At 57.1% G+C, this 26,684-nt stretch carries 28 protein-coding genes; 20 read left to right on the top strand and 8 right to left on the bottom strand.

The annotated features are described in order from the left end of the window. Positions 1–11: 11 nt before the first annotated feature. Positions 12–668: an SMI1/KNR4 family protein gene (locus DC3_RS21265; protein WP_146887978.1), complete on the top strand. Its 657-nt coding sequence runs from the start codon at positions 12–14 to the stop codon at positions 666–668. 33 nt (positions 669–701) lie between these two features. Here the strand turns inward: DC3_RS21265 and DC3_RS21260 are convergent, their stop codons facing one another. Beyond that, positions 702–1,460, bottom strand: a complete 759-nt coding sequence (locus DC3_RS21260; protein ID WP_186816174.1) for a DNA/RNA non-specific endonuclease — start codon at positions 1,458–1,460, stop codon at positions 702–704. Positions 1,461–1,993: 533 nt separating this feature from the next. Here DC3_RS21260 and DC3_RS21255 point away from each other — a divergent pair. Genes DC3_RS21255 through DC3_RS21235 form a run of 5 tightly spaced genes read left to right on the top strand, consistent with a single transcriptional unit; the run spans position 1,994 to position 8,105 of the window. Further along, positions 1,994–2,410 carry a hypothetical protein gene (locus tag DC3_RS21255; protein WP_146887974.1) on the top strand — a complete coding sequence of 139 codons (417 nt, stop codon included), beginning with the start codon at positions 1,994–1,996 and terminating at the stop codon, positions 2,408–2,410. Then, positions 2,355–2,648: a hypothetical protein gene (locus tag DC3_RS21250; RefSeq protein WP_146887972.1), complete on the top strand. Its 294-nt coding sequence runs from the start codon at positions 2,355–2,357 to the stop codon at positions 2,646–2,648. The genes DC3_RS21255 and DC3_RS21250 overlap by 56 nt, the downstream gene beginning before the upstream one ends. Then, positions 2,641–6,315 carry a peptidoglycan DD-metalloendopeptidase family protein gene (locus DC3_RS21245; protein ID WP_146887970.1) on the top strand — a complete coding sequence of 1,225 codons (3,675 nt, stop codon included), beginning with the start codon at positions 2,641–2,643 and terminating at the stop codon, positions 6,313–6,315. The genes DC3_RS21250 and DC3_RS21245 overlap by 8 nt, the downstream gene beginning before the upstream one ends. Continuing rightward, a complete protein-coding gene (locus DC3_RS21240) occupies positions 6,312–7,727 on the top strand; it encodes a hypothetical protein (protein ID WP_146887968.1) in 1,416 nt (471 codons plus the stop codon). The genes DC3_RS21245 and DC3_RS21240 overlap by 4 nt, the downstream gene beginning before the upstream one ends. A 9-nt stretch (positions 7,728–7,736) precedes the next feature. Then, positions 7,737–8,105, top strand: a complete 369-nt coding sequence (locus tag DC3_RS21235; RefSeq protein ID WP_146887966.1) for a hypothetical protein — start codon at positions 7,737–7,739, stop codon at positions 8,103–8,105. Between the two features lie 50 nt (positions 8,106–8,155). On the opposite strand, the gene DC3_RS21230 is transcribed toward DC3_RS21235, so the two are convergent. Both DC3_RS21230 and DC3_RS21225 read right to left on the bottom strand, forming a co-directional pair. Beyond that, the gene (locus DC3_RS21230; RefSeq protein ID WP_146887964.1) at positions 8,156–10,147 is read right to left on the bottom strand and encodes a hypothetical protein; all 1,992 of its coding nucleotides are present in this window, start codon (positions 10,145–10,147) and stop codon (positions 8,156–8,158) included. Next, positions 10,147–10,734 carry a hypothetical protein gene (locus tag DC3_RS21225; RefSeq protein ID WP_146887962.1) on the bottom strand — a complete coding sequence of 196 codons (588 nt, stop codon included), beginning with the start codon at positions 10,732–10,734 and terminating at the stop codon, positions 10,147–10,149. The genes DC3_RS21230 and DC3_RS21225 overlap by 1 nt, the downstream gene beginning before the upstream one ends. A 47-nt stretch (positions 10,735–10,781) precedes the next feature. Here DC3_RS21225 and DC3_RS21220 point away from each other — a divergent pair, with 47 nt between their 5' ends. Together DC3_RS21220 and DC3_RS29305 are read left to right on the top strand one after the other, a co-directional pair. After that, positions 10,782–12,020 (top strand): hypothetical protein, encoded by a 1,239-nt coding sequence (locus DC3_RS21220; RefSeq protein WP_146887960.1) that lies wholly within the window; start codon positions 10,782–10,784, stop codon positions 12,018–12,020. Positions 12,021–12,109: 89 nt separating this feature from the next. After that, positions 12,110–12,286: a hypothetical protein gene (locus DC3_RS29305; protein WP_186816173.1), complete on the top strand. Its 177-nt coding sequence runs from the start codon at positions 12,110–12,112 to the stop codon at positions 12,284–12,286. 218 nt (positions 12,287–12,504) lie between these two features. Here the strand turns inward: DC3_RS29305 and DC3_RS21215 are convergent, their stop codons facing one another. The 5 genes from DC3_RS21215 to DC3_RS21195 all read right to left on the bottom strand — a co-directional run bounded on the left by DC3_RS21215 (position 12,505) and on the right by DC3_RS21195 (position 16,011). Continuing rightward, complete coding sequence (locus tag DC3_RS21215) at positions 12,505–12,750, bottom strand: hypothetical protein (protein ID WP_146887958.1); 246 nt, start codon at positions 12,748–12,750, stop codon at positions 12,505–12,507. Positions 12,751–13,087: 337 nt separating this feature from the next. Next, positions 13,088–13,999, bottom strand: a complete 912-nt coding sequence (locus DC3_RS21210; RefSeq protein WP_146887956.1) for a VOC family protein — start codon at positions 13,997–13,999, stop codon at positions 13,088–13,090. A gap of 67 nt (positions 14,000–14,066) precedes the next feature. Beyond that, positions 14,067–14,981, bottom strand: coding sequence for a VOC family protein (locus DC3_RS21205; protein ID WP_186816172.1), 915 nt, complete (start codon positions 14,979–14,981; stop codon positions 14,067–14,069). 22 nt (positions 14,982–15,003) lie between these two features. Next, positions 15,004–15,426: a DoxX family protein gene (locus DC3_RS21200; protein WP_146887953.1), complete on the bottom strand. Its 423-nt coding sequence runs from the start codon at positions 15,424–15,426 to the stop codon at positions 15,004–15,006. Positions 15,427–15,525: 99 nt separating this feature from the next. Next, positions 15,526–16,011, bottom strand: coding sequence for a MarR family winged helix-turn-helix transcriptional regulator (locus DC3_RS21195; RefSeq protein ID WP_146887951.1), 486 nt, complete (start codon positions 16,009–16,011; stop codon positions 15,526–15,528). 354 nt (positions 16,012–16,365) lie between these two features. On the opposite strand from DC3_RS21195, the gene DC3_RS21190 reads away from it, so the two are divergent. The 12 genes from DC3_RS21190 to DC3_RS21135 all read left to right on the top strand — a co-directional run bounded on the left by DC3_RS21190 (position 16,366) and on the right by DC3_RS21135 (position 26,594). Continuing rightward, positions 16,366–17,316: an NADP-dependent oxidoreductase gene (locus tag DC3_RS21190; protein ID WP_146887949.1), complete on the top strand. Its 951-nt coding sequence runs from the start codon at positions 16,366–16,368 to the stop codon at positions 17,314–17,316. 438 nt (positions 17,317–17,754) lie between these two features. Continuing rightward, positions 17,755–17,988, top strand: a complete 234-nt coding sequence (locus DC3_RS21185; protein ID WP_186816171.1) for a helix-turn-helix transcriptional regulator — start codon at positions 17,755–17,757, stop codon at positions 17,986–17,988. Positions 17,989–18,093: 105 nt separating this feature from the next. Beyond that, positions 18,094–18,765 carry a hypothetical protein gene (locus tag DC3_RS21180; protein ID WP_146887945.1) on the top strand — a complete coding sequence of 224 codons (672 nt, stop codon included), beginning with the start codon at positions 18,094–18,096 and terminating at the stop codon, positions 18,763–18,765. A 77-nt stretch (positions 18,766–18,842) separates the two neighbouring features. Next, a complete protein-coding gene (locus DC3_RS21175) occupies positions 18,843–19,487 on the top strand; it encodes a hypothetical protein (RefSeq protein ID WP_146887944.1) in 645 nt (214 codons plus the stop codon). Further along, positions 19,484–20,035 (top strand): hypothetical protein, encoded by a 552-nt coding sequence (locus DC3_RS21170; protein WP_146887942.1) that lies wholly within the window; start codon positions 19,484–19,486, stop codon positions 20,033–20,035. Before DC3_RS21175 ends, DC3_RS21170 begins: the two co-directional genes overlap by 4 nt. After that, positions 20,032–20,652 carry a GPW/gp25 family protein gene (locus DC3_RS21165; RefSeq protein ID WP_146887940.1) on the top strand — a complete coding sequence of 207 codons (621 nt, stop codon included), beginning with the start codon at positions 20,032–20,034 and terminating at the stop codon, positions 20,650–20,652. The genes DC3_RS21170 and DC3_RS21165 overlap by 4 nt, the downstream gene beginning before the upstream one ends. Continuing rightward, on the top strand, positions 20,639–21,712 hold the full coding sequence (locus DC3_RS21160; protein ID WP_146887938.1) for a baseplate J/gp47 family protein: 1,074 nt from the start codon (positions 20,639–20,641) through the stop codon (positions 21,710–21,712). The genes DC3_RS21165 and DC3_RS21160 overlap by 14 nt, the downstream gene beginning before the upstream one ends. Beyond that, a complete protein-coding gene (locus DC3_RS21155) occupies positions 21,709–23,073 on the top strand; it encodes a hypothetical protein (RefSeq protein WP_146887936.1) in 1,365 nt (454 codons plus the stop codon). Before DC3_RS21160 ends, DC3_RS21155 begins: the two co-directional genes overlap by 4 nt. Positions 23,074–23,103: 30 nt before the next feature. Further along, positions 23,104–23,472: a hypothetical protein gene (locus DC3_RS21150; RefSeq protein ID WP_146887934.1), complete on the top strand. Its 369-nt coding sequence runs from the start codon at positions 23,104–23,106 to the stop codon at positions 23,470–23,472. After that, on the top strand, positions 23,472–25,337 hold the full coding sequence (locus DC3_RS21145) for an Ig-like domain-containing protein (protein WP_146887932.1): 1,866 nt from the start codon (positions 23,472–23,474) through the stop codon (positions 25,335–25,337). Before DC3_RS21150 ends, DC3_RS21145 begins: the two co-directional genes overlap by 1 nt. Positions 25,338–25,372: 35 nt before the next feature. Then, positions 25,373–25,900, top strand: coding sequence for a phage holin family protein (locus tag DC3_RS21140; protein WP_146887930.1), 528 nt, complete (start codon positions 25,373–25,375; stop codon positions 25,898–25,900). Then, positions 25,875–26,594, top strand: coding sequence for a hypothetical protein (locus tag DC3_RS21135; protein ID WP_146887928.1), 720 nt, complete (start codon positions 25,875–25,877; stop codon positions 26,592–26,594). The genes DC3_RS21140 and DC3_RS21135 overlap by 26 nt, the downstream gene beginning before the upstream one ends. Positions 26,595–26,684 lie beyond the last annotated feature (90 nt).

Genomic DNA, 26,684 nt, shown 5'->3' with positions numbered 1-26,684 from the left:
AAGCTGGGCAGATGACCAATTCCACCTTAAATTTATGGGAACAGCTGATGGAGTGGCTGCAAAACCAATACCCAGAAGCACTCCCAACCTTGATGCCGCTGGCCTGTCCACTGGATTGGGAGGACCTGCAGAAACGCACGGGATTGGCGGTGCCAGAAGATTTCACCAGCATCTACCACACACACAATGGTCAGGTTCCTTATACCATCGAAGGCATTTTTCTGGGCCTCTCTTGGATGGGATTCGAGGAGATCAAAGAGGCCTGGCTGATGTTTGAGGACATCAAAAGGCAATTGCCGGAAGAACCCACCTTTGAGTGGCAGCGGGCTTTTCCGGCGGGGTACGCCAAGCCCATCCCCATCAGTCCGTTGCGTCTCCCTTTTGCCACAGATTGGTGTGGGAATTACCTGGGCTTTGATTTTGATCCCGACAAGCAGGGCACACCAGGACAGGTGATCAGTTTTGGGTCAGATGAAGACCATGTGCATGTGCTTGCCTCCTCATTTGAAGGCTTTTTAGGCTGGTTGCTTAGCAAGTACCAGCAGGGGGAGTGGGGATTTGAAGGGGTGGACGTGGATGGAGAAGAGTCCAAATCCTTGAAAGCCAGGGTCGATGGTGAATTGGCCCCCAACCTTTTCATGGCGCTCGATCAATGGCAAAAGGGTTAGGCTTCAAGCCTAACCCCCAGTGAAGTTTGCATATCAAAGACAGAAGTTTTTGGATCTCAAGTCTGCCCGCAGGTTGGCGGCGAAGACAGGACCATTGGGTCCACCCTGAGGCTGATTTTGGAAAACAGCCAGGATGGTGTATTCAGGAACGGGCGTGGTGATGCCCAGAACAATCTTGTATTTGTGGAGTGTAAGGGTGAAGCGGTCAGGACGCACAGTGGTATTGTTGGGGTAAGCCACACCCACCCGGTACAAGACAGGGTGAACGCTGGTCGCAGATTTGCTGTTCATGCATTCTCTGATGTAGCCTTCAATCACCCGCCAATAACCTGTGTTGAAATTGCCATTTTGAGGCACCATGTTGGCCCGTTTGTTGTAACCACTCAGGGTGTAGCCGATCAAGTGACCACCCTGGTCTCCTGTTTGTCCCATGGCACCAACCTGCTGTTGGCAGGCGACCCTGCTGTAAAGGCTTTGGGGTTTCGGTGGGTACCAGATTTGAGCGTTCTGTGGGCGACCAATGCTGTCAATCATGGACAGTTGACGCCCGACTTTGCGCAAGCCTCGGTCCTCGGGTGGGAAAAGCCGTGGACAGTCGGTGATGGCCTGTTTTTCCAGGCTGCTGGTTTCATCCACGAAGTTCAGGTGGCTTTTCTCAAAGAAATCGTTGAGTTCTCTGGAGTCACCGTTCATGATTTTGAGGTGGAAGGGTCCGAAACCACCAGCTTGCTGAATGGCTTGATAGTATTTGGCATCTTCAGGGGTCTGCCTCTGGATTTCCTGTTGAATCATCGTGTTCTGAAAATCCTCAGCTTCCTTTCCACCACCTGAGAAATACAAAACTTCTCCTGTCTCAGAATCTTTAATAATTTGTGCCTTTTCAAAGCTGGCATCAATTTTATTGTTGCCGCAAGAGGCTAAAAGGGCAGCAAAGACAGATAGGAGCAGGGCGGTCTTTTTAGTCATTGTAAACTCCATTAATTGAATTTCCTGTATTTGGAACAGGCGAAGGAAAGTATAACATGCAAAAAAATCAAATTGTGTGAGAAGCTTAATCTTAGCATCATGATTTTAATTGTTTTCATGTTAGTAAAAAATACCTAATGCTGCATTGTATTGAAGCATGAGAAGATCAGGGATTTCCCGTACAAATTATATAAGAATCGTGATATTCATATCATGGATTCTTGAGTGCATAAGAATATCAAGTACAAACTGTAAAAATTTAACAACCCAAAGAATCTCTGCTACTTGACACACCTCAAAACAGCCGTTCAGAGAAAAATTGTAGCATTGTTACGGCAGTTGCGCTGGACACTGGAAACATGCAGTTTACTTTCAATGTCCAGTCCTCAACGGACCCCAAGCTCAACGGCCCCGTGACCTACCACATTCCCACCCTGTATGAACGCATCCAAATCGGGAAACGCAAAACCCAGCTGTGTGCCCCTTACAAGTGGGAAGACATGCCCCAGACGGAGCGCAGCCTCACAGAAGCGCTCTGCACCCTGGAATTCATCATCGACACGGCCCCTGAAGGATGGTGGACCACCGAAGGCGGAGAGCGCCTGCTGGAAATCGGCACCCTGGCAGAGCACCAAGAGCATGTGCTGTGGGAGGTGTATGCGGATTTCATTGTGAACCGCGAACGATTTCGACCAGGCGCACAGCGATCTGCTGGAAACGGTGGACCAAACAGCAACCCAACTGATCTGGAGGGCAGCCAAAGCACTGAACCGTGATCCCCTCAAGAGTCTGGGAATCCCGGGCAGTGACACCCTGACGCCAGAATTGGCGGTGTTCGTGCTGGCAATGGAGGACCCCGAGTACCACCAGGCCATCAAAGACCACAAAACCCTGCAAACCATCCGAGAAAAATTTGCACACGAGAAAGCTGTGAAAGCATCCCTGCCAGGCGGCACTGGTTTCACAGGTCCTCGCGGCACGTACATGCCAAAGGAGCGCCGGAGCAGTGAGTAACGCAAAAGTCACCATTGATGTAGGCGTGAATGCCCACGCAGACGGCCTGGAAGACATCAAGCGTCAGGCTGGAGAGGTGGATTCCGCCCAAAAACGCATGGCTGAATCTGGAGGAGAAGCCGCCAAAGTCATGGACGAAGCTTTCAAGCATGCAGCAGACACCCTCAGGGAAGTCAAAAACATGCTTCCAGACATCATCAAAGGCTTTCAGGACATTGCTGCCGTTCAGGGTGCTGCAGGAACAGGCCTTGGAGATGTGGTCAAAGAAATCAAAGCCCTGCAAGCCGGCCAGAACCACACCATCCTGCCCGAAATCCTCAAGCAGCTTCAGGACCTCAAAAACCACCCAGGCCCAGCTGGAAGCCCCAGCAGGACCAACCCCCTGAAAGACAACAGCCCTGATGGGTTGCTGCAGCGCGTGCAAGGCAACCTGATTACCACAGATGCTTACCTGAATGCAGCCAGCAGGCCCAGCGACTTTGTGAGCATCCAGCGCCGCTTGGGGATTGCACAAAGCCTGCTTGGGCAAGCCGCGCAGGGTGGAGCCGACCAGCAGCGCGTTCAGGAACTCACCAACCGCATCAACGAACTCACCAAGGCCCTGCAGGACGCCAAAGAAGCTTACCGCAACACCAACCCAAATCCAGGACCTGGCCCTGCAGGTGGAGGTGGGCCCGGGGCACCTGGCGGCCCACCCCCTGCAGACGCTGGCAGTGAAGGTGGCGGTGCGGCAAACATGGCTTTGCAGGCCCTCAGCATGTTCCGCACCGGTGGACTGATGGGCAGTGTGCTTGGAAGGCTTGGCATCCCCGGTCTGGTGATCGGTGGAACGATGGGCGCCGTCAATTACCTGGACAGGAGCATCACCCGCTCCAATGACGTGGCACGCCGCACCGTGCAGGCAGATGCAGACCTGGCACGCCAATACGGTTACGAGAAAGAACCCCTCACCCTGTTCCGCGGCAAAGACCTGCTCACCTTGCCTGAACTGGCAAAACTGGGTTACACCGCAGCCGATGCCGGACAGGTTGCCGCCACCTACAACCTCCCAGGTGGAATGCGTGGGGATGTCACCAACCTGCTGAAATTTAGCCGGGTGACGGGCATGGATGAAGGCGTCACCGCCCAAGCTGGACGGACCCTCAGCCTCACCGGGGCCCTCGGCAGGGGCGACAACCTCAAAGGTCTGGAGACCCTGAAAATGGCGATCTCTGAAGGCATCAAGGTGGGGGTGGCTGGAAGTGACACCATCCGGCAACTGGTGAATTACGCCGAAGCCAACTACAAAAACGGCATCACCAGCAACCAGCAAAGCCTGCAATACATGGCCGGTTTGCAGCAAGCCCTGGCCGGCACCGGCAACCGGGCCCTGCAGGGCGAGGCAGGGGCCAAAGCAATGGACAGCCTCATGGGAGGCATCACCGGCAAGGACAATTACGCCCAGCAAGCCTACCTGTTCCAGAGCACAGGAGGCTTTTCCGCCAAGGAACTGGGGCTCACTGGGGATGAAGCCAAAGGGTATGAGTCCCTGCAGAAAAGCAGCCCATTCATGGCCTTCCAGCAAGCCCTGAATTTGATTCGGGCTGGACGGGGCAGCGGGGCCAGCAAAACCAAACTGGCCCAGGCCATGTATGACGCTTCGGGCGGCAACGCAGCCATCCTGTCCGGCATGTTGTCCGATTGGGGACTTGAAGGAGACCAGCAGCTGCAGTTCCTCGGGCAAAAAGGCAGCTTCGTGGGCACCTTCAAAGAAGCCCAGAAGCAGACCGGGAACTTCTCAAAAGCCGGCCCAATGGAAGACCCGCAAGGCCGCAATTACCTGGACTACTCCACCCGGTACAAAGATGCCAGCGTGAAGGAAACCGAATGGCTGAACTCAGCCACCAGCCTGAAACTCACCGGCACCCTCGAAAACCAGCTGGCAAAATTCAGGTCCGACCTTGCCAAGCTTGCCGCAGGGGTGCTGGACACCAACTCCATCCTGCAAGAAGGAAAACTCAATGGGAATCCAGGCGGCAACAGCCAGCAATGGATGGTGAAGTCCACCGCCCAAGTGCCCCAGGACCGCACCCTTTGGGCCCTCGGGATGGTGGAGAGCACAGGCGGCAGAAACCCCAACATGGACAAAGGCTCAGCCCGGGGCGTTTACCAGCTGCAGGCCCAAAATTTGATTGGGTGGGATCCGAAAAACCCCAATCCTGCAGGGGATTACGACAAGAAGTACTTGGGCTATGAAATCAAAGGCGCCGATGGCAAGCCCCTCACCAACCTGCAAGAGGCACGCCAGTGGATCACCGACCACCCAGAAGAAGCCGAAAAGATTGCCCGGGGTTTCATCAATGATTACACCAAACAGGTCCGGGCCAAGTATGAAAAGCAAGGCACCAAGTTCGGCAGCGAAGCCGAGCGGGACATCATGGTTGCTGCAGCCGTGGGTGCCTTGTGGCACAACGGCGGCAACTGGAACGGCATGATGAAAGACGGCAAACTGCTGTTGCCCAAGCAGTTCAGCCAAAAGCCCCATGCAGACGGGATCAGCGACTACCACTATGGCCTGAAGATCTTCAATGCACTGGTGGGCCAAGCCACCCAGTTTGATGCCCAGCCAGCATCCCGCACGGTCCCCCAACCAGGCAAAGAAACCCCGGATCATGACTTGAGCCAGTTGAACCCCACCGCCCTCAAGAGCAGCACCAACATCACCACGGCCCTCACCACCCTCGGGGCCACAAAGATCAACCTGGAAGTGGGCACCCCTTACAGCCAGCAGATCCGCAAGCAGTACCCCGGCCTGCCAGCCACCCACCAGGGGGTTGATTTCCGCATCGGCAACAAAAGCACCAAAGACCCCATCAAAAACCCGTTCATTGGTGCCCAGGTGCTCAGGGCCCTTCCGGGCACCAAAGACAACAACCAAAACGATGGGTACGGCAACATGCTGGAATTGAAGCTCAAAAACGGCATGGTTGCAAGGCTGGCCCACCTGGACGCCATCAAAGTCAAAGCCGGACAGGTGCTGAAAGAAGGGGACCTGTTGGGCATCGAGGGCAATTCAGGTGCAGCAGATGGCATCCACCTGCACATGGAGCTCTTGAAAGAGGGCAAAGCCATCACCGATGAAACGGCGTGGTGGAGTGCATTCCTGGAGGCCACCACCAACCTGAAAGCCCCCAAACCTGCACCCCCCAAAACCACCCCGAAAAAAAACACCCAGAAGCCGGTGTATGGGCCCCCTCAGAAGCAAACCACCCCCAAGAAGACCACCCCCCTGCTTCCACCAGTGATCCCCAAACCCTCAGAGGTCTTCACCCCCAAGCCGGCATCTCCGAAAACCACCCCCAAGCCCAGCAAGACACCTCAGCCCAAACCATCCAAAACGCCGCCTGTCACACCCACCGTGAAACCCACTGGCGCCCCAATCCCAGGAGGCACCCCTTTGCTGACCCCTTTGCTGCCCAAGCCAGGCGACCTGCTGTTGCCCCCTGGACTGTCCGGCACCCAATCCAATAGGCCACAAGAACAGCGGATCTTGGTGCAGGTGATCGGGCTTGATGAAATTCACGTCAAAGGGATGGAAGACACCTCCAGGTCCACAGCCATCAAACGCGGGGTGTCCACCATCTTGCAAGCCGTTTTGCCACAACCCACAGGACACATCGGATCATGAGCTACGTTTACTCGGAAATCAGAGCCACCATCCTCACTGCAGATGGCCCCATGAGCCTCTACGAGCAGATCATGGATTTCAACTTTCAAGACGGTCTGGGGGCCATGCCCCAGGCCACCTTGACCCTGCCCAGGTACCGCACCATCCGGCCCGGGGTGCGCAAGGCCTACACCGATTTGATTCGGGATGGGGATGAAATTTTGATTGAAGGCCTGGCTGTGTTCGGAGGCATCAACCGAGGATGGGAAACGGTGCTGCACGGCATCGTGGTGAATCCCAGTGTGAAGCAATCCATTCAGGGTGAGAAGTCTTCTTTCACCACCACCCTGCAGGCCCAGTGTTTTGGGCATGTGCTGCAAAAAGACGCTCTGGCATGGTGGATGTGGCTTGGGACAGCTTTCGGGGTGCAGCGCACCCGGGCGGTGTTCGCAGCGGAAGAACTGAACACCAAGCCACACCAGATTGTGTTCAATTACATGTCCAAGATGCTGAACCTGGTGTCGAATTGGGGCATGGCAGGGCGGCCCCTTGGGGATTACTTGGGGCTCAGCCTCAGCGGTCTGGATGCAGTGGCACCAATGGCAATGTCTTTCAGCACGATGGAAGGCACGTTTTGGTCCATCATCAAGTCGGTTGAGGACGCCCCTTTGCATGAAATGTACGTGCAGACCTTGCCTCAAGCGAAACTCTCTGGAGAGCTCACCCGGGCAGCCCCCAAAACGGTGGGAGAGGACAAGGCGGCCACCACCGTCATCATGCGCAGAGCACCGTACCCTTATGCAGATGAAAACGGCAAGGGCCAGCTTGGAGAGTGGAATGCCCTCACTTTGCACCGCCTGGATGGGTTGCTGGAGCCCATTGGTGAGACCGTGGCCTACCGGGACAGCAGCCGGGTGAAGAACTTCACCATGCTGTACCCGATGATAAATTACGTCAATGAACAGATGCTTTTCACGATGGGATGGGCCATTGCCAACCCTGAATCCATCCGGCGCTTTGGGTACAGTGCAGCCAAGTGGGGCACCCATTTGATTCAGACTGCTGACGAGCCCAGCGTGGAAGCTTTCTCCAGAAAGCTTTCTTGGAGGGTTGCAGCCCAGTTCAATCAGCTGGACAAAGCTTACTATGCGCAGGTGCAACTGCCTTTTTCCACCCACATCCGGCCAGGGGAGCGGATCTTGACGGATTACCCTTGGGGAGGCCCGGACCAGTACCAGTTTCACATCCAAAGCCGGGCCCTCACCTGGAGCCCCACCGCTGGAGGGCGCACGTACCTCACCCTGGACCGCGGCCACCTGGACCAGCACTACCGGGACCCCTCGTATTGGGTGGAAGGCCTCACTCCTACCAAGATCACCTGGAACAAAGAGATATACCCCCGGTTGCACGATCAGGACATTCCAGGCAGGTAAAATGGCCTCATGATCGAACTTCAGAATGGGAAATTGCCTACAGGATGGGTTTCCATCCAGAAAATGGTTGTCATCGCTCAAGAACTTCAGGAGGCCACCCAACCTGAGACCCACCTCAAATTTGACATGGGAACTTTAACCCCTCAAGAAGTCCTCAACGCTGAAAAGTACAGGAAGGGCGATTTCTTGATAGCCCTGGACATCATCAGCATTGAGCAGAATTACTGGCATGCTGCACCTGATGGGAAGCAACCTACCGTCATCAGATATCAAGGTCAAGAATACATCCCTTATGCACTGCAAGATTCCGCTGCTGGCCCCTCAGACATGTTTTTGCCAGTGGTGTTGATGCCCAGAAAGGCAAAAACCCCTGAATAAGCTCAGGGGTCAGATGGGCTTTTGAAGGGTCATAACAGTCAAGAAAGACTTCATGTGATGGCTTCGGGTTGAGGGGCCACCAGGAACGTGAATTCCATCAAAGGGAAAAACCCTGTGCCGTAACTGGTGTCCGGCTCGATGCGCAAGGTGGGGTGGGAACGCGGAATGAACCGCGGATCCAACTCCGTCACCACATGACGCAAGTCAGCAGGTGGGTTCTCAAGCCGCACCATCAAGGTCACTTCGCCCCCGACAGGCAGAAGGCCTCCATGTGCCGGGTCCCCCTGGTACGCTTCCAGCAGCCCTGTGCTTTCGGTGCCATTGTAGTAAATGGTTTGCCGGAAGACCGCGATGCGGTGGGTGGTGTCAGTGAAATCATATGTGGCCGGGTCCACATGGCCTGGCACTGCAAACACATCATAGGCAAGTTCCAACGGCTCAGCCGAAGGGTCCGCGCTGGCATTCACCCCCATGAGTTTCAAGTCATACAGGTATGTGAACGGCATGCGCTCCAACCGGGCGGTGAACACCACAGGCCCACCTGCAGGACCCACCTCAGTGCGGCCAAACAACTCCACACTGCCCAGGTAACGGGCCAGGTCATCTCCAATCTGGTAAGGATGGGTGACGAAACGCACATCCGGCACCACATTGGTGATGGTGTTCGAGAGCATCAAAGAGCCAGCAGGCACCTCCGTGTGGCTCGCCAGAAATCCTGGCTCCACAGGCGTGTATTCCTTGATGGAACCGTGTGTGAGGCCCAGAATCGGAGCCACCCCACTGGGAGCCGTCAGCCCATGCACAGGCTTGCCGGTGTCATTGTAATCCCACATGGGCAACTTCACACCCGGCTTCACAGCATTTGCAGGATCACCAGAAAACAGGTACAGGTCATGGTTGGGGTTGTGCATGTAGCTGCCTGCAGCAGCATCCCGGATGGAGATGTGCAACTGGTGACGGGTGTCCACCCTGCTGTTGAAAAAGTTGCTGTAATACTCAGAGAAAGTGTGAACGATGTAACCATCCGGGGTGGTGTCTGCAACATCCACCAGGTGATCTTCGTAGCTGAACGTGTCCACCTGAGGCCCAGACAAGCTCAAATCCGTCAACCACAAAGACAACACCAGCTGGCCGGTGTCGGAGGTGCTGGCCCGGTCCACCTTCACCTTGATGGCCTTGAGGCCCACAGCACTCAGCACATCAAAAACCAGATAAACCTTGCGGAAGAGATTGGTCTGGTAAGCCAGGCTTTCGTGTCGGGTGGGGGCTGTGTTGGTGAGGGGCAGCAGCACCGTTTCATCAGGGATCACCAGTGGATCCAGTGTTCCCTCAATGCGGTGTAACACCATGTTGGAATCTGATGGGGTAGGCAGGAAGGTGTTTTTGGGAAGGTCGCGGACTTCCAAGCGATCCGCCAGGTCATGGTCCCTTGGGGAAACCCCATAGTCTGTGCGCCGTGACACCCGCAATTCAAAATGACGCCTGTTGTTGAACTTGTGCAGCATGATGCCTTTTTCGGAAAAGCCCTCCAGGGGAAGCATGCCATCCACAACCCAGTTGTCGTTCTCGTCCAGGTGGTATTCGGGAATCATGTGGTGCAGCACAGCCACCAGTTCTTTTTCGCCATATTCCCGAACAGCCAGCAGCTCATAATACATGGGGTTTCCAGGGTGCCCGTACCGCACATGGATGCTGAGGGCCTTCAAGGTGAGGTTGGCATACTGCGTGCTCCAGGCCTGCAGCAGCATCCCCGTGTAGAAGTAGCTGTTGCCTTCTGGATCAACTGCATTTGGTGGCACCACATGTGAGAAGTAAAAATTGGGGCTGTTGTCATACGACTCCACGCACAAAGACGCCCGGGGAATCAGGTGGACGCTGGCACCCATGTAGAAGTCAGGGCCCACCAGGCTGTATTCTCCACCATCTTCATCCCCATCTGGCCTGTAGTAAGTGTATTTGCTGTCGGTGGTGACGGCCTGCAAAATGGGGCTGTCACTGGCGACAGGTTCTTCCAAAATGTGGTTTGAGGCAAGGACAACCATCAGGCGGGCAACCCTCCCATGTCTTTTTCTTTCACGGCCAGTTGCACACCCACCAGGGCAGTGGGATGCAGTTCCTTGGCCTTGGCGTCCATCAACACAAAAAAGTAGTGCTCAGGCTGCAAGGTCACTGGTGTGCCAAAAGGAATGAAAGTGGGCCCCACCGGTGAAATGTCTTGGGCATCAAACAAAGTGTGTGCCACCACGCTGGAATGCGTGACTGGCAGGGCATGAACGTCTTGAATGAACACCCCATCCTCAGCTTTCACCAGCATCAGCAGCAGCTTGCCGATGCCCCGGGTGAGCAAGTAATTCATGCCGCGCACAGTGCAGGACCGCAAGGCGGTGAAAGTGTGGCTGAGGTGCGGGGCCCCCCCGTACTCATCGACCAGCCTGGAGGGTGTGGCCGCCAGGTCAATTTCAAGGGTGTGCGTGGGACACACCACAAATGTTTTGGGGCAGGAGGGGGGAGGCGGAGGGGGCGCAGACGGGTCTGGAGCCACGCTGCCCACCCGGGAAATCTTGGCTTGGTCCACTTCCGCAACCCAGGACGAATAAACCGCTGGAATGGCAATGTCGGTGCGTCGCATGCCCCCACCTTCAGTGCTGTTACCGTGACAGCGCAGAAGGTGAAAACATGCGTTCTGATTTGCGTGGAATCCACTTGGCCCAGGTGCTGGACGTTCACCCCGAAGACTACCAGGTGAGCGTGCTCCTGCCCCACCTGGCCCGAAGTGAAGGCATCCGGGTGAGGCTGGGAGGCAACCGCCAGCACCCCGTTGCAGGAGACTTCGAGCTGCCTGAAAAATTCGATTACGGCGTGGTTGCGTTTTACGCCAACCACCCCAAATGCGGCATCTGGCTCAAAAGCCTGTCCGATGAAGTGCGGCACATCATCCCCACCGAATTGTTCAAGGAAGACAAGCACGCCCGGGTGCAACACCTGCCCAGTGACCGCACCGCCATCCACTTTGGGGACGGCAGCGAAGAACACCGCTGGCCGGACGGCAGCTTCCTCACCGTCATGACCCGCAAAGACGGCACCAAAAGCAACACGGGATTGATCCGCAAACTGCTGGACCGCTTCAGGACCCTCGGGCGCATGGGCCAGAAACCTGAGCGCAAAGCATTCCAGGGCCAGCGGCGACCACCAGTGGATGTGGTGTTTCACCACCAGTCGGGTGCCGAAGTGTGGATCACTGGGGACGGCAGCATCCAGGTCCAGACGGCCAGAGGCCACAAGATCAGGATGTACGATGCCACCGAGAAAGCCCGGAACCCAGAAGACGGCAGTGTTCAAAGCACCCCGGATGAGGATGCCCAGCGTGTTGCGTCAGAGCTCACCATTGAAACCGAAGTGGGCCACAAGATCACCCTGCACGATGACCCCCAGGAAGCCGAAATCAACCGTTATGTCAGCGTGAAAACAGCCCTCGGGCACGAGATCCGCATGAAGGACAAGCCCGACAATGACCAGTTCATCCAGATCAAAAGCAACTTGGGGCATGAATTCTTCATGCGTGACAAACCGGACAACAACCAGTTTGTGAGGGTGAAAACCGCCCTTGGGCATGAATTCTTGATGCAAGACAAGCCCGGCAACAGCCAGCAGGTGAAAGTGAATTCTGCTGCAGGGCACCAGGTCCTCTTGCAAGATGCCCCCACCAAACAGCTGTCCCTCACCAGCGCCGCGGGGCACAAGTTCTTGATTGATGACACCACCGGCACCATGATCCTGCAGGCCGTCACCATTGTCCTGAAAGGGATCGTCAAGCTTGGTTCTGAAGCCGCCATGCGCCCTGTGGTGGGCAACAACGATGTTGACAGCCGCGGTGATGCCACTTTCGCCACCAACGCCACGGTGTTCATCCAGTAAAACGCTGAGAGCTCCTGTCTCCTATAATGCTTGTGCAGCCAGGAATGGGCTGGCTGGTGTACAACCCTATTATTTAAAAGGAGCTCAAAATGATTGAAATTTTTCGTATAACCAGCCGTGACCCCATGTTTAAGTCCTTCCAGCAAGACTATTTGAATGGAGTGTTTCAACACGACCCGGACATTGAAGTGAAAAGTTGGTTTGATGCAGGCATTGGGGAACAGGTGATAACCTTCAGTCTTCGCATTTTTCCGCGTGACTGGTGACTAAAGGCAAACCCCGCTTCTGAGGGGCCCTGAGGTGCTTGATGGGTTCGTCCCATTGGTCTTGACCCACCAACCCTGAAAAGCAGCAACTGGGCCTCCTGAAGCGGGGTCCCTTTTTTGTTGTGGGAAAAGGAAAGGGGCCGCTGGTGCGGCCCTCAACACTTGGATTTTTCAGTGTACTGCAACTTTTTTGCTTCTGGGTCAAAAGGCCTTTGAACTCAGTCCCGATTTCGGATGCCAGATTCCCGCTGAACCCGCCTCAGGGCTTCTTGCAGCAGCTTCTGTGTGGCTTCTTCACCGTGGGCCTCGTTCAAGACTTCATGGAGTTTCAGGAACACTGCACTGATTTCGCGGGTGGCTTCGCCCAGGTGGATGTCTCCGGTGTCCAGGGCAAGGTTCTGCAGTTTGAGTCGCACCAAGTGTTCAAAGGTATGCGTGTTGTGTTCGGTGTCAGACTTGGGCATGTGGGATCTCCCTTCAAGTCATGATGGCCCTTCAAGCTGTTCTGGGGCAGAGGAGAAGGGGGAATTGGTGCAAAGGAACAGATTTTAACGGTAGACCAGAAAAATCCCTCTTCAGGACAACTCCATTTCAATTCAAATGAACGGGTACAGAAGGGGTGCACCCCATTGTCAGCTTTACACCAGTGTTAGCAACCCGCACCCATCCCACAGCATCACTGCTGAACTCTAGCCCTGTGCACCGAACTTGAACATGGCACGGTGCTCAAGCCCATGCAGATTGTCCAGCAGGGTTGTAACAGAAAGAAGCGACCCAGTGGGCCGCTTCTTTGCTGGATTTTCACTTCACAAGCATCTGGACGGTGATGCCCCACGGGTCACTGGCAAACGTGCCTTCCGGGCTGCGGGTGACCGTGACTCCCTCGGCCTCCAGACCTTGCACAGTGGCCTCCAGGGCAACAGCATCGGGCAAGACCAATTCCCAGTGGAGGAGCCTCGCATCGTCATCGGAGGAAGGATTTGAGCCTTTCGCCCAGGTGTTCATGCCGATGTGGTGGTGGTACCCTCCAGCCGAGACGAACAGGCCTTGAGGGAAACCCCAGCCCACTTTGGACAGTCCCAGCCCCTGGTGGTAGAACCGTTCCCCTTCCTTCAGGTCATCGATGTAAAAGTGCAGGTGACCCATCACCGTGCCCTCTGGAATTCCGGTCCATGGGCCTTCACCCGCAGCCTTCTTGAGGCTGTCCAGGTCCAGGGCATCGGCTGAACCCACAATCTCTCCGTGGGTGGTGACCACCCACTGGTCACGGGGCCGGTCCCGATAGACCTCAATGCTGATCCCATCCGGGTCCTGCAGGTAGGTGGCCTGGCTGTAGAAATGGTCCGACATGCCGATGTGCCATCCGGCCCCCTGGACGTGGGCCACGAACCTCCCCAGGTCCCCTTCGGTGGGGAGCAGCAGGGCGAAGTGGTAGATGCCAAGCCTGCCCCGGTGTGGGGCTTTCTTGACCCCTTTCTTCTCCCTGAGCACCAAGAGTTCGTGTCCTGATTTGGTGCCCAGCGTGGCGTGGTTGTCTTGCTGGGAAAGCACGTGCAGGCCCAGGATGTGGGTGTAAAAGTCCAGGCTTCTCTGCAAGTCTGCGATCTGCAAGGTCACTTTGCCGAGGCTGGTGTCTGCGGGGGCCAACTGGTGACGGGGTGGAATGCCGATGGTGGGACTCTCGGGATAAGGGATCTTTTCGCCTTCAAACATGGGAACTCCTGGGGGTGCAAAAAGGGGGTGCAGTTGCACCCCCTGGATGGATTGAGATGATGGGGCCTCAGTGAACAGGACTGAAAGCAGGGTTCAGGGCAGAAAGGGCACTTTCAGCGGTGGAGGGCTGGGGACGGATCAGCAGGGGGAGGCCTGCGGGGTCTTTCACAAAAAGTCCGGCTTCGTGTTTCACCACTTTGACTCCGGCATCCTGGAGTTGCTGTGTGACCCGTTCCAGTTCCTGGGTGCTGGAGAGTTCGATGGTGTAGTGCCTGAGTCCCAGGGTGCCTTCGGGCTGGGCAGGTCCACCTTTGCTGTGCCAGGCGTTGGTGCCGATGTGGTGGTGGTAGCCTCCTGCTCCAGCGAACACGGCTCCCATCAGGTCGGCGGTGATGAAGAACCCCAGCACACCTTCAAAGAACTGCCGGGTGCGGGCCCCGTCGTTCATCTTCAGGTGCACGTGTCCCATACGGGTCCCTGTAGGGGCCCCTTTCCATCCAGCATCACCGGGGGCCAGGGTCCTGAGCAGGCCAGGGATGTCAATGGCAGTGGTGTCCGGGGCGGTCATCATGCCGTCTTTCATCGGCCACTGCTCGGCAGGCCAGTCCTGGTAGATCTCAATGCCGTTGCCTTCGGGGTCGTTCAGGTAGAAGGCCTCGTGGGTTTTGTGGTCCGACTGTCCCAGCCGCAAACCCAGGGGGCTGACGTGTTTCAGCCAGCGGGCGAGGTCAGGGCGGGTGGGGAAGGCGATGGCCAGGTGGTACAGTCCGGTGGCGTTCGAAGGGGCGGGTTTGGCACCGGGGTTGTGGAACAGGGAGACCAGGGGGTGGCCATCCTGGGTGCCCAGCACGGCTTTGCCGTCTTCACGGGCCAGCAGGGTCAGGCCGATCACCTGCTGGTAGAAGCCCATCTGGGTGTCGAGGTTGCGGACGGTGAGAGCCACTTCGCCGAGAGTCAGTTTGGGATCAATAGGACTGGGCATGTTCAGGTCTCCTTTTCCCATTTCAGCGGGCCTGGATGGGGGCTTTCACAAGGCGGCCCCAGGCGATCACAGCAGCGATTGCAGCGATGATCAGGTTCATGGGGACCATCATGCCTTCACCGCGGGTGAGGTGGAAGCCACTGGCCAGCACCATCACCAGCACGAGGCCCAGTGCAGCAAACCCGGTCAGGCGGGGCTGGATGCGACTTGCTGCGGGCAGGATCAGGCCGAGCCCTCCGGCGAGTTCAGCGAGGCCAATGAAACGGACCAGGAATTCAGGAACGCTGGTGACCCAGGGGAGCTGTCCGGCAAGCTGGCTGACGGGCATGGCGAGTTTCATCAGGCCGGTCATCACGAACATTGCGGCGAGGAGGATTTGCAGGACCCACAGGGTAATATGGAGGGCTTTGGAGGTCTGGGGGCGGCTGATGTTCTGGGTGGTCATGGTGTTTCTCCTGGGTGGGTTGAGGGGGCGGGTGACTGAATGCTGCTTGTTGTTCTAACTTCTGGTGTTTAAACACCTTTGTTTCAAAAGAAAACCCACTTAAGGGTGTGACAGTGGGGTTTTCACGGGCAACTTCTCCCGAATCTGTGTCAGCGTCTCAATCAATGTGATCAGCTGTCCCCTGGAAAGGTGCCCGAAAGCTTCTTGCTGGGACTGATGCACCGGGTCGTCGAGTTTGTTGACGATGTCCAGGCCCTTTTCGGTGAGGCGGGTGGGCACCTGACGGCGGTCACTGGTGCTGCGTTCCCGTTCAACCAGGCCAGCGTCTTCCATGCGGTCGAGCAGGCGGGTCATGTCAGGCATGCGGTCAAGCATCCGGTCCCGGATCTGGTTCCTGCACAGGCCATCACTGCCAGCTCCACGCAAAATACGGAGCACGTTGTACTGGGTGGGGGTGATGCCGTACTGGTGAATCACCTGGGTGGAATGGTCTTCAAGGAGGACCATGGTGCGGGCGAGGTTGAGCATGGCTTCTTCTTCCAGGGTTTTGAATCCCTGCTGTTGGAGGTCTTCTTTCAAACCCATGACCAGAGTATAGGTGTTATCACGCTTAATGTCAAGGGGTGGGTTTTGACCGCCACATCCAGTGCAAATCGGGGGTACTGAGATGGCAGTCCTGGAAAAGAACTTCCACAAAATCACGCATCAGACTCTAAAATCACAGTGCGTGTGATAGACAGATGACAACAGCAGGATGAGCTGCATACCACCTATTTCTGGACTGCCAGTTGTCCCCCTGGTCTTCATGAAGCCGGGAGGGGAGTTGACTTTACGTGTCATGACACCTAAAGTGATGACAGTTAACCCGGGCCTGATTCAGGCCCCTCCACCACCACACCCTGCTGCTCCGATCGGAGCACCCCAAACAAGGAGCCCCACATGCGTGCATACCAAGTTTCAGCTGCTGGCGAACAACCCCAACTCTCTGACCTCCCCACCCCCGTTCCCACTGCAGGCACCGTCTTGATCCGCGTCAAAGCCGCTGGTCTGAACCCCATCGACAACGCTGTCGCTGCTGGCATGCTTGCCCACTGGGGCCTTCCTTACGCGTACCCCGTGGTGATTGGTCGGGACGCTGCCGGAATCGTTGAGGCCGTCGGTGAAGGGGTAGACCACGTCAAGGTGGGTGATGAAGTGCTGGGCCATGTGCTGCTGGCACCCCCCATCTCTGCTGGCACCCTCGCCGAGTACGCCTTGCTCCCCGCTGCAGCCGTCACCCTTAAGCCTGCTGGACTGGACTTCACCACCGCCGCTGCCCTTCCCCTTGCTGGTGCGTCTGCGGTCCAGGTGATTGACAAGATCGATCCCCAACCAGACCAGACCGTGCTGGTCAACGGGGCTTCCGGTGGGGTGGGATCCTTCGTCGTCCAGCTGCTGGCCGCCCGTGGTGTCAAAGTGGTCGCCACCGGCAAAGCTGCCGACAACGCCCGCCTGAAAGACCTGGGGGCAACCCAGGTGGTGGACCACACCGCTGGCCCGGTGGCCGACCAGGTACGTGCCCTCTATCCGGACGGGGTGGACGCCCTGATCAACCTGCACGGCATGGACCCCTCCGCTGTTCCCCTGGGCGCTGTCCGTCAGGGGGGCAAGGTTTCCGGTGTGGCCGCTGTGCCTGACGAGGCCACCCTGAGTGCCGCTGGGCTGACTGGTGGTTCTGTGATGGCCATGCCCCTCCGGGAAGTGCTGGCCCCACTGGCAGAGCAGGCCGCTTCTGGAAAACTGAAAGTGGCGGTGTCTGAAGTGCTCTCCCTGGAGCGTGCAGCTGAAGGCCTGGGACGCCTCGCCACCGGTGGAGCAGGCGGCAAGCTTGTCGTCACCCTGCAGGATTGAATTAGGTTCTGAAAGCAGGGGGCTGAACAACAGCCCCCTGCTTCTGTCGGCTTTTCCCCTCAAGTTCAGTAATGTTTGATCGGGAACAGGTTAGGGAACAGGTTCTGCCTCTGAACAGCAGAGAGACCATTTTGAATTGGAGGAATGCCATTCTGGTCGAGATTCTTTTAAATCCACCGTTAAAATCTGTTCCGTTGCACCAACTCCCCCGAGAACGTGAAACCTTTTTGGGGGTCTTGTCACTGGGATGTCATGAGGTTTTTATGGCCATTGTGCAGGCTGGTCAGGAAGGCTCTCCATGCTGATAGATGAAGATTCTTAATGCCAACCTGGTGATTTTCCTTACCGAACTTCAGCATGGCTTCAGTAAAATGGTTTTTGACCTGGACAGCACTTTCCAGGCCCTTAAACACCATGACCCACACCCCAAAATCACAGATGAATGTCCATCCCGGCGAGTACCTGAAGCTGGAAATGGACAGCCGCAATGAAACCCTCCAGGATCTCGCTGCTGTGCTAAAAATTCCTGAACACCAGCTGCAAGATGTGTTGAATGGAAAAAGCCCTTTTACCCCTCAAATGGCTTCGTTGTTGGAAAAGCACTGGGGAAGCAGCGGATTTATGTTGCTGGAATGCCAAAAAGACCTAGATGGCGAGGCCCTGGACGGCTGATCCTTCTGACACCTGGATGGTCTGCAGGTTTTCTGACTTGTAGGCCATTGCTATTTTTATGGCAGCTTTATGGACTAGATAACGTATTACCCTATAAAATCAGACATGCACCCGATGGAATCCCTGTTTGCCCTGCAAGACACCCTGAGGATTTATGCCGTGTGGCGCTTTGGTGATGAAGGTGGAGATGCAGAACGCCGGCGCCACCCTCGTTTTGTGGCTGTGATTGAAGATGCTCAGAAGTTCCAGCTGTACCAGGGGCAGGCGGCAGAGCTGCAGCAGGAGCTGCAGGAGAGACAGATGAGCGTGCGTTGGGTGCCCACCTTCTTTGATGAGGTGTGGAGCCATGCCACCGTGACCCTCACCCAGGCTTTCCGGGCAAAGCGTTTTCATGATGGTGTGGTGCGCCTGGCGCTGCCGAGGGTGCCGGTGGGTGACTGGTCCACCCAGCTGGCCCAGTGGCAGACGAAGCTGCAGGAGATGCCTGCAGAACTCAGGGTGAAAACCCTGGAGATTGAGCACAAAGAGCTGGAGGGTGACGTGTATCCTGTTTTGCAATGCACCTTCCGGCATCCGGTCACGGTGCGTTGGGAGAGTGGCGGCTCATACAGCCTGTATGCGGTGTCTGAGGCTGGGGTGCAGCACAAAGATGTGAAGGTGGGGGCGGTGGTGGTTCGGGGCCTGCAAAACCCAGTGTTGGAGAACCTTCCCAGGAAAGAACGCTCAGACAAGAAGCCCTTGCTGTTCACCTTCTGCAGGCACCAGTTCTACCTGTAATGTTGATAGAGTAATACGTTATCTAAGTCCCGAGTGGCTTTTTTATTGTGTGACGGCTTGGGTTTATAGCCTGAGGCATGGCAGCACCAACGCAAAACCACCGCGCCCAACTCGCAAAAAACATCTTCATTTTGCGCATTCTGGAAGACGGCAAGCCCCACAAGGTGCCCAAAAATCAGGTTGCAGGCAAAAATGGAGTGTTCCAGCTTCCCATCCCACCCCAGAACATCAACCCCCGTCAAGTGGCACGGATCGGCTACATGGAGACCCTGGCTGGAGCCATTGCCGATGTGCAAGGCATTTCACCCCCTGAGTGGGAAATTGCCGGCCAAATGCCCATCACGCCCACCACTGCAAACGGCGTGACCCTCAGCGCTTATGCCTGGCAACACGAGCTGGAGCACTACCTGCAGTACTTTCTGGAGGAATGCCAGCGCCGGGCCCGGACAGGAAAAAGCCTGCTGGAATTGCGTTACCACGCCTTCTATGAAGGCCAGCATTGGGCTGTGGTGCCCACCATGATTCCGCTTGGGGTGCGTTCCAGCGACAGCCCACTCACCGAGCGCTACACCATCCGGCTCAAGGGCCTCAAGCGGGTGGACGCCATTCCCTTGCCTCAAGGCAAAAAGAGCACATCCCGCAAAGCCCTCAAGCAAAACGCAGCTGAGAAACTAGACGCCCTGTGCCCCCACTCCAGCCACGCCGGGCAGGTGAGCGCATGACCCCTTCAGAGATTGAAGAGATCCACCAGGCTCACCAGAGCAACAACCCTGTGCTGCAAAAAAAAGTGGCGCAGCTTCTGAAAAACAAAGTTGCCAGTGACCTCAAGAAAGGCACCGTGAAGCAACTGGATTTGGGTGTTGTGGCTTTGGGTGTTGCCAGCAATGTCCTCAAAGACCCGGAAAGCCAAACGGTGCTGACGGTGATGCAAAGCGCACTCAAAGCCGCCAGAACGCAGGTGCAAGACAAAAACGTGCAGGACGTGATGGTGATTCAAGGGGCCTTGCTGGACGGTTTTCAGGAGAAGGACCTGCAGACCATCAAGAAGACCTTGGGCAAGATGATTACGCGCCTCGCCAGCACCTCAAAGGGAGGTGAGGCCGTGAAGTACCTGCAGCTGCTGCTGAATGCGGCCACCACCCAGAACACCTTCAAAGCGGCCCTGTTTGCCTTCATCAAGTCGTTCATCAAGGCCCAGAACCCCAAAGAGGTGGTGCTGAACCGCGGCATCGGCATGCTGCTGGATTTTGTGGCAAAGGAAATCAAATGATTACCACCATCCAGCAGGGAGATAACCCTGTCACCCTGGCCCTCAGGCACTACCAGAACCCGGAGCGCTGGACCGACATTGTGGAAGCCAACGGGTTGCGCTTGCCGTTTATTGTCAGCAACCCCCAGGAGTACCCAGACCGCAAGGTGCTTGGGTACGGTGACGCCATTTTGATCCCCGAGGATCCCCCCACCCAGCCCCTCACCCCCCTCTCTGCTGAGGTTGCCACTTACGGCCAGGACTGGTTTTGGGATGAGGACACCTTTCAAATCATTCGCCCAGGCATGCCTGTGACCCTGGACCGGGGCATCAACAACTTGCGCAAGGCCTTGCTCAGGCGCCTCATCACCTACCCGGGAGAGCTGCCAGCGGACCCAAATTACGGCTGCAGGATCGCAGATCACCTTGGGGAGTCGGCCACCGTTTGGAGGGCAGAGCTGGCCGCTTTGGATGTGGTGGAAACCCTGTACCAGGACCCCCGGGTGAAGACCGCTTTTGCAATGGCAACCTACCTGCCTGAAGGGGAATTGTTTGCCGCCGCCCTGGTGGAGCCCATTCCACCCGCTGAGTCATTTGCGCTGAATTTGCGCGTAGGAGGTCAAGGTGTCCGTTTTTAAGACGCAAGAGGAAGCCACCGCAACCATGCTGCAGTATTTCATTGCAGCTTCTGGCATCGAGATTGACACGGAGAACGGCGGCATTGAGAAAACCCTGATGCAAGCGGTGGGTTTTGAGATTGAACAGCAATCCTATGAGGTGGATTCTGCCATTCGCAATGCCATCACCCGAATCGGGGCCCAGCTGCTTGGCCTTGAGGAAGAAAAGGAACGGGCTGCCCTCACCACCCTGAGGTTTGGCCGGTCTGCCCTGGCAGACGAGGGATATTTGATTCCCGCTGGAACCACAGCCAGCACCCCCAGTGGCATGAGTTATGAAACCACCCAGGAAGTCATTTTGCCGGTGGGGGCTTTGTATGTGGATGCCCCAGCGGTTGCCACCCTGCCAGGCAGTGCAGGGAACACCGCCCCGGACACCATCACCCTGATGAACTCTTTGATTCTCGGGATTGAGACTGTCACGAACCCCACCCCAGCGGAGGGCGGCAGGGACGCCGAGGCCGAAGAAGAACGGCTGGCAAAAATCTCCCGGGGTTTTGCCAAACTTGCCCGGGGCACCCTGCAGGCCATCGAAGCCACCGCCCTGGATTTCAGCTTGCCCAGCGGTGAACGGGCCACACAGGTGCTGGCCGTTGACCACTTCCTGGACCCGGATGTGCCTGGGTTCACCGTGAAGCTGTACGTGTACAGGCCAGGCGGGGTGTCTGAGGCCCTGAAAACCGGCATTCTGCAGCACATGAATGCCAACCAGCAGCGGGGTGCCGGAATCCTGCTGGAAGTCATTGCCGTGCCGGAAGTGACTGTGGACCTCACAGCGTTGGTGAGGGCCCCCAGCAGCAGCGCCCTCTCAATGGTGGAGGCCGCCGCCCGGACGTTCTTTGATGCACACCGGGTGGGGGAGGATTTCATTTTGGACCGGTTGATTGCCGCCCTTGGAAGTGCTGAAGGGGTGTATTCGGTGCATGTGTCCAGCCCCAGCAGCAACATCACCATCCCCAGGTACACCAAAGCGGTGCTTGGCACCGTGACCCTCTCCTACCAGTCGGGCGGTCCAGCATGACGCTCGTGGGCTATGGGTTGGTGCAACTGCCCGGGTACACCACCACAGGCTTTCAGGGGCACATGGTCATTGTGCGGACCTCCAGCCTGTTCACCCCACCCCGCAAGCTGGATGGCAGCCGCAAGCTGGACGGCAGCTGGAAGCTCACCAGTGGGCCCACCCTGGAACTCACCGGGGCTTTCCTGGATGACTCGCACGGATCCCACCTACAGGTGAATGGGGTGCCTGTCCCCTTGATGGGCCACACCCCTGTTCCTGCAGGGGCATCGGTGAGCCTGGCTTTGCATGCCCAGGACTTGCCGCAGCAAGGCAGGCATCAGGTGTACCTGCTGAAAGTCACCCCCAAAGGCACATGGCAAGTGGAGCACCAGTGGCAGGCAGTCACCGCCAGCTCTCTGCACTTCCAGGCCACCGCCAGGCGCACCGCTGGCGCGGTGATCGTGTACGTTTTTGGTTGCCCGGAAGGGGTGGTGCAGGCCACCGCAGCCCATGCAGAAGCCACCGCCGTGGAAGACTGGGACGGGCTCAGGGACCCCATTGACCAGAGCCCTGCATTCATTTTCACTTTGCCTGAGCACACCACCACCCTCTTGCTGACGGTGCTTGACGAAGACGGAAACCAGGGGGCCCAGACCCTCAATGTGCCACTGGAAGGCACTGAAGCACCGTACAGCCCCAAGTGGCTTTTGCCCAAATGGATCCCGCAAACCGGAGGCAACAAAATGCTGCTGGACGCCCTGGCGCAGGTGTTCAGCGATCCCAGCAGCACCACCCGGCAACTGGACCCCACCCAGGCCACTGGGGATTACCTGGAGTTGTACGGCAACATGCAGCAGATCCGCAGGTTCGATGGGGAGACCGATGAGGACTACCGCCACCGCATTCTGGCAATCCCCAGGGGGCATTTTGTGTCCCCTCAGGGCATGCAGCAACACCTGTCAAAAGTCGCCAAAGTCCCGGTGCGCATCGAGGACCGCATGACCCTCAGTGCCAGCCAGCCGGTGGTGAAGCTGGATGGCAGCCGCAAGCTGGACGGCAGCTGGAAACTTGGAAGCACCCAGCCTGGATCTGCCCGGGGAGAATTTCTGGTGGTCTTTGAAGGCCAGCCCCGGGTGCCAATCCACTGGATCGTGAAGGAATTGAACCGGATCCGCCTGGCAGGGACCTCCCCCAGGTTGGTGCTGGAACACCAGCAGACGGTGCCGGTGTTCCCTGCCCTTTTGGGGGTGAACCTGCACACCATCGAGCAGCACAACGAAGTGATGCCGGTGGAAGGCCCAGTGTTGGATGGAAGCAAGAAGCTGGATGGCAGCTGGAATTTGGGAGGCGGTTGGGTTCTCTCAGAGCACTCTCTGGAGTGATGTTACGGCTGTGGTCCATACCCTGAAAGCATGAAAGCCGTTCCCACCAACCATTTGCGTGATGCGGTTGCAGACGCCGTAGAATCCCTGCTCTCAGGGGCCACCCTGAGGGTGGGGAACGGACGTTACCAGAACGGTGCCCCCGTGAAACCGCAACCCTCACACACCAACTTGGGAAACCCCATCCTTTCAGGCATTCCAGTGACTGTGGTCCGCACCGGGAATTCTTTTGTTCTGCACGCCACCGTTGCAGGCACATCCACCCCCCTCACCATCACCGAAGCCGGGGTTTTTTTGCAGAACGGTCAAGCCGTCATCCTGGAGTCTTTTCACCCCAGGACCATTGAGGCACCCATGACCCACACGTTCAAGTACACCATCTTCCCAGGAGGCAACTGATGGCAGACATTACCGCCAGCAACTCACCGGTGTTCAAGACCAGCAGCCCAGCTTTCACCAGTGACACCGATGCCCACGCATCCATCTGGAACAGCGACAAGCAGATTTTTCTGGACAATGACGCCTACTTGAAGAAAGAAATTGATCTCATCAAGCAGCAGATGGAAACCATGCAGGCGGACATTGATGAGCTGAAAGAAGGAGGCGGCACCGAAACCATCCCGCCCACCGTGACCCTCACGGCCAACACCACCAACATCACCTATCAAAACGATCAACTGGTGCTGACGGCCACCGCCAGTGATGCCAGCGGCATCAAGCAAGTGCAGTTCTGGAGGGTTTACGAAGACAACAACAATGTTTATTTGGGGGCGGACAACTCGGCACCTTACACCAACCAGCAGTCTTACACCGGCCTGGTGGGTTCAGGCACCCAATCGTACCGGGCCAAGGCCATCGACATGAACAACAACGAGGCCTGGAGCAACACCATTGTGGTGACTTACAACATGGCCCACGACAACACCCCACCCACCGTGACCCTGGCCGAAAGCAACGGGAAATCCAGCTTCAACACCCCCAACAGCACCCTGAGTCTGGTGGCAACCGCTTCAGACAATGAAACGGTGAGCAAGGTGGAGTTTTACCGGAACGGCAGCCTTGTTGCCACGGACCTCACCCCGCCTTTCACCTACACCGAAACCTACCAGGACGCCACCGACAACGGCACATTCACCTACCATGCCAAAGCGTTTGACATCGAGGACAACAGCAGCCAATCCAACAACGTGGTGATTGCGGTGAACATCCCCAACGGCGGCACCGGGCCCAGCACCACCCTGTCTGTGGATGACACCACCCCCCGGGGTGGAAGCCAAACCATCCGTTTCACTGCAGTGGCCGAGGACGTGAATGGGGTGTCCAAAGTGGAATTCCTCAGGGATGGGGTGCTGCAAGGGACCGTCACCACCTTCCCGTTTGTGTATGACTTTGAGTATGTTTCTGGTACCTTTGCCAGCGGCAGCCACACCTGGACCGCCGTTGCTTATGACACGTTCAACAACCCTGGCACCTCCAATGCGGTGGTGGTGAACTACAACATGTTCAGCACTGGCACCCAGCCCACCGTTGACCTGGCTGTGAACAACAACTTTGCAGAGAGCACTTCCGCTTACGGCAGCATTCCCCTGGAGGCCACGTATTCCGACAATGAGGGCGTCACCAGCCTTTCTTTCTGGTACAGCGTCAACAACGGCACCTGGACGCAATTCACAGGTGTGGGAGGCGACCCATCCCCTGGCAGCCACTCTTACAGCACCAGCAAGAGCATCACAGCAGGCCAGAGCGGACGCTACCGCTTCCGGGTGGAAGCCACGGACGCAGACGGCAACATCGGGCACTCCCCCATCCGGGAGCACCTGGTGCTCATTCCCGGGGACGCCGGCCACCTTCCCGCCCAGGGCACCAGCAAGAACACCCTTGCTGCAGCCCCAGGTTGGTACAGGCCCGTTGCCCTTGTTGCAGGCCAGCTGATTGTGCCTCCAGGTGCTTCCCTGTACATCACCGACTGGAGCTTCAAGTACACCCCCGACAATGACGGCACTGGGCAAGCAGACATTGAAGTGGCTTACATGGATTATGACCATGCCGGCGACATGATTGCTGGACGCGCCACGGTGCTGGGCAGCAGCGGCCTGGCAGGGCAAACTTCTGGGGCCAGCGGCAGCAGCCTGCACATCTACACCAACTCCGGCAGCGAAGAGGCCTACTTCAACCTGTACGTCAACATCAAAAACCCTCAGGATGACGGCGGCAGCAGCGTCAGAGGAACTGTGGTGTATGACTTCAAGGTGAAACTGCAATAAGCCACTGTTACGGCAGCAACCCAGAAGGTCAGGGCATGAAACCCCTGACCTTTTTTGATGCAGCAGTGGCCCTTGTGGGCAACGTCACCGAAGGCTGGACCTGGAAGACGGTGCTTTCTGGCATCCTGCTGGCCGTCTTTGGTCCCATCACCCCCATCCATGTCAGCTTTCTGATTCTGCTGATCCTGGACCTCATCACTGGCATTGCGGCATCCCGAAAGGAAGGAACTTACAGCAGCCACACCGGGAAGGTGAAAAGCATCACCAAGCTCAGTGGTTATGCCGTGGCCCTGATTCTGGCTTACCAGCTGGAAGTGTCCATCAAGGCCACGCCCTTCCAGGCCGGTGCGGATTACACCGTGGGCATCTTCCTGCTGTACCTGGTTTTCACCGAGGCGAAATCCATCGTTGAGAACCTACGCAGGCTTGGAATGCAAGTCGTTTTGTTCCCCAACCCCCAGCAAGCTTTCGATGAACTGAAGGAGGCCAGCAGTGGCACCAAAGACACCGGCACCAAAAAAGGTGCCCAGGACACCGATGAACAAGATCAACCCGGCGCTTAAGCCCAAAGTGCTGCAGGTGACAGGCCTGTTTGAAGGAGGATACCTCGCTGGAGATTTCGATGGGCAGGGGGCCAGTTGGGGCCCGTTGCAATGGAATTTGGGCCAGCGGACGTTGCAGCCCCTTTTGAAGCGCATCGTGCAGCTGGATCCGGCCACCGCCAGCAAAATCCTTGGGGAGAAGTTTGCGGAGGCCTGCAGGAAAGGCACCCCCGAGTGGTTCTTTTTGAATGTGGTGTGCCCAGGAGGGAAGCCCACCCGGGAGTGGTCTTACAAGTTTGCCCAGCTCTACAAGACGGCTGCTGCCCAGCAGGGTTTCACAGAGTTTGCGGAGATCCGCTTTGTGTACGCCCGGGCCATCTGCCTGGCCCTTGGGTTTGAAACCGAACGGGGTTTCGCCCTGGCTTTTGATGTGGCCGTGCAAAACGGTGCTTTGAAGACCGGTCCCCGCGTGGACCACCTGGACATGTACCGCCGTTTCCTGCCCAAAGGGGAGCTGCAGGAGTGGCAGAAGCTCAAGGCTTTCGCCCATGCGGTTGCCCGGTGTGCAAACCCCCGGTGGTATGAGGATGTGCTGTCCAGAAAGCTGGCCCTGGCCCTTGGGGGCACAGACAAATTTGGTGCTGTACACGGCCACCGGTTTGACCTGGAAAAAGACTTCGGAATTTCCCACCAGAGAAAGTGGGCGCAGGAATGATAAAAGCCGTGTTGATGGGTCTCCTTCTGGTCCTTGTGGCTTGTGGCAAGCCGCTGCCTTGTTCGGGCAATTTCGACCACAGCAACTGGT

It is taken from the genome of Deinococcus cellulosilyticus NBRC 106333 = KACC 11606 (assembly GCF_007990775.1).
Classification (GTDB): domain Bacteria; phylum Deinococcota; class Deinococci; order Deinococcales; family Deinococcaceae; genus Deinococcus_C; species Deinococcus_C cellulosilyticus.
The sequence above is the reverse complement of the archived record's forward strand: the minus strand, read 5'-3'. Positions and strand labels throughout refer to the sequence as shown.

Excerpts from the sequence above, each read along its gene's own strand:
- DC3_RS21150 (WP_146887934.1), top strand. The coding sequence starts at position 23,104 with ATGAAAGCCGTTCCCACCAACCATTTGCGTGATGCGGTTGCAGACGCC.
- DC3_RS21140 (WP_146887930.1), top strand. The coding sequence starts at position 25,373 with ATGAAACCCCTGACCTTTTTTGATGCAGCAGTGGCCCTTGTGGGCAAC.
- DC3_RS21215 (WP_146887958.1), bottom strand. The coding sequence starts at position 12,750 with ATGCCCAAGTCTGACACCGAACACAACACGCATACCTTTGAACACTTG.
- DC3_RS21175 (WP_146887944.1), top strand. The coding sequence starts at position 18,843 with ATGGCAGCACCAACGCAAAACCACCGCGCCCAACTCGCAAAAAACATC.
- DC3_RS21170 (WP_146887942.1), top strand. The coding sequence starts at position 19,484 with ATGACCCCTTCAGAGATTGAAGAGATCCACCAGGCTCACCAGAGCAAC.
- DC3_RS21225 (WP_146887962.1), bottom strand. The coding sequence starts at position 10,734 with ATGCGACGCACCGACATTGCCATTCCAGCGGTTTATTCGTCCTGGGTT.
- DC3_RS21195 (WP_146887951.1), bottom strand. The coding sequence starts at position 16,011 with ATGGGTTTGAAAGAAGACCTCCAACAGCAGGGATTCAAAACCCTGGAA.
- DC3_RS29305 (WP_186816173.1), top strand. The coding sequence starts at position 12,110 with ATGATTGAAATTTTTCGTATAACCAGCCGTGACCCCATGTTTAAGTCC.
- DC3_RS21145 (WP_146887932.1), top strand. The coding sequence starts at position 23,472 with ATGGCAGACATTACCGCCAGCAACTCACCGGTGTTCAAGACCAGCAGC.
- DC3_RS21240 (WP_146887968.1), top strand. The coding sequence starts at position 6,312 with ATGAGCTACGTTTACTCGGAAATCAGAGCCACCATCCTCACTGCAGAT.
- DC3_RS21180 (WP_146887945.1), top strand. The coding sequence starts at position 18,094 with ATGCACCCGATGGAATCCCTGTTTGCCCTGCAAGACACCCTGAGGATT.
- DC3_RS21260 (WP_186816174.1), bottom strand. The coding sequence starts at position 1,460 with ATGATTCAACAGGAAATCCAGAGGCAGACCCCTGAAGATGCCAAATAC.
- DC3_RS21185 (WP_186816171.1), top strand. The coding sequence starts at position 17,755 with ATGAATGTCCATCCCGGCGAGTACCTGAAGCTGGAAATGGACAGCCGC.
- DC3_RS21210 (WP_146887956.1), bottom strand. The coding sequence starts at position 13,999 with ATGTTTGAAGGCGAAAAGATCCCTTATCCCGAGAGTCCCACCATCGGC.
- DC3_RS21205 (WP_186816172.1), bottom strand. The coding sequence starts at position 14,981 with ATGCCCAGTCCTATTGATCCCAAACTGACTCTCGGCGAAGTGGCTCTC.
- DC3_RS21235 (WP_146887966.1), top strand. The coding sequence starts at position 7,737 with ATGATCGAACTTCAGAATGGGAAATTGCCTACAGGATGGGTTTCCATC.
- DC3_RS21165 (WP_146887940.1), top strand. The coding sequence starts at position 20,032 with ATGATTACCACCATCCAGCAGGGAGATAACCCTGTCACCCTGGCCCTC.
- DC3_RS21190 (WP_146887949.1), top strand. The coding sequence starts at position 16,366 with ATGCGTGCATACCAAGTTTCAGCTGCTGGCGAACAACCCCAACTCTCT.
- DC3_RS21255 (WP_146887974.1), top strand. The coding sequence starts at position 1,994 with ATGCAGTTTACTTTCAATGTCCAGTCCTCAACGGACCCCAAGCTCAAC.
- DC3_RS21200 (WP_146887953.1), bottom strand. The coding sequence starts at position 15,426 with ATGACCACCCAGAACATCAGCCGCCCCCAGACCTCCAAAGCCCTCCAT.
- DC3_RS21220 (WP_146887960.1), top strand. The coding sequence starts at position 10,782 with ATGCGTTCTGATTTGCGTGGAATCCACTTGGCCCAGGTGCTGGACGTT.
- DC3_RS21265 (WP_146887978.1), top strand. The coding sequence starts at position 12 with ATGACCAATTCCACCTTAAATTTATGGGAACAGCTGATGGAGTGGCTG.
- DC3_RS21135 (WP_146887928.1), top strand. The coding sequence starts at position 25,875 with ATGAACAAGATCAACCCGGCGCTTAAGCCCAAAGTGCTGCAGGTGACA.
- DC3_RS21230 (WP_146887964.1), bottom strand. The coding sequence starts at position 10,147 with ATGGTTGTCCTTGCCTCAAACCACATTTTGGAAGAACCTGTCGCCAGT.
- DC3_RS21155 (WP_146887936.1), top strand. The coding sequence starts at position 21,709 with ATGACGCTCGTGGGCTATGGGTTGGTGCAACTGCCCGGGTACACCACC.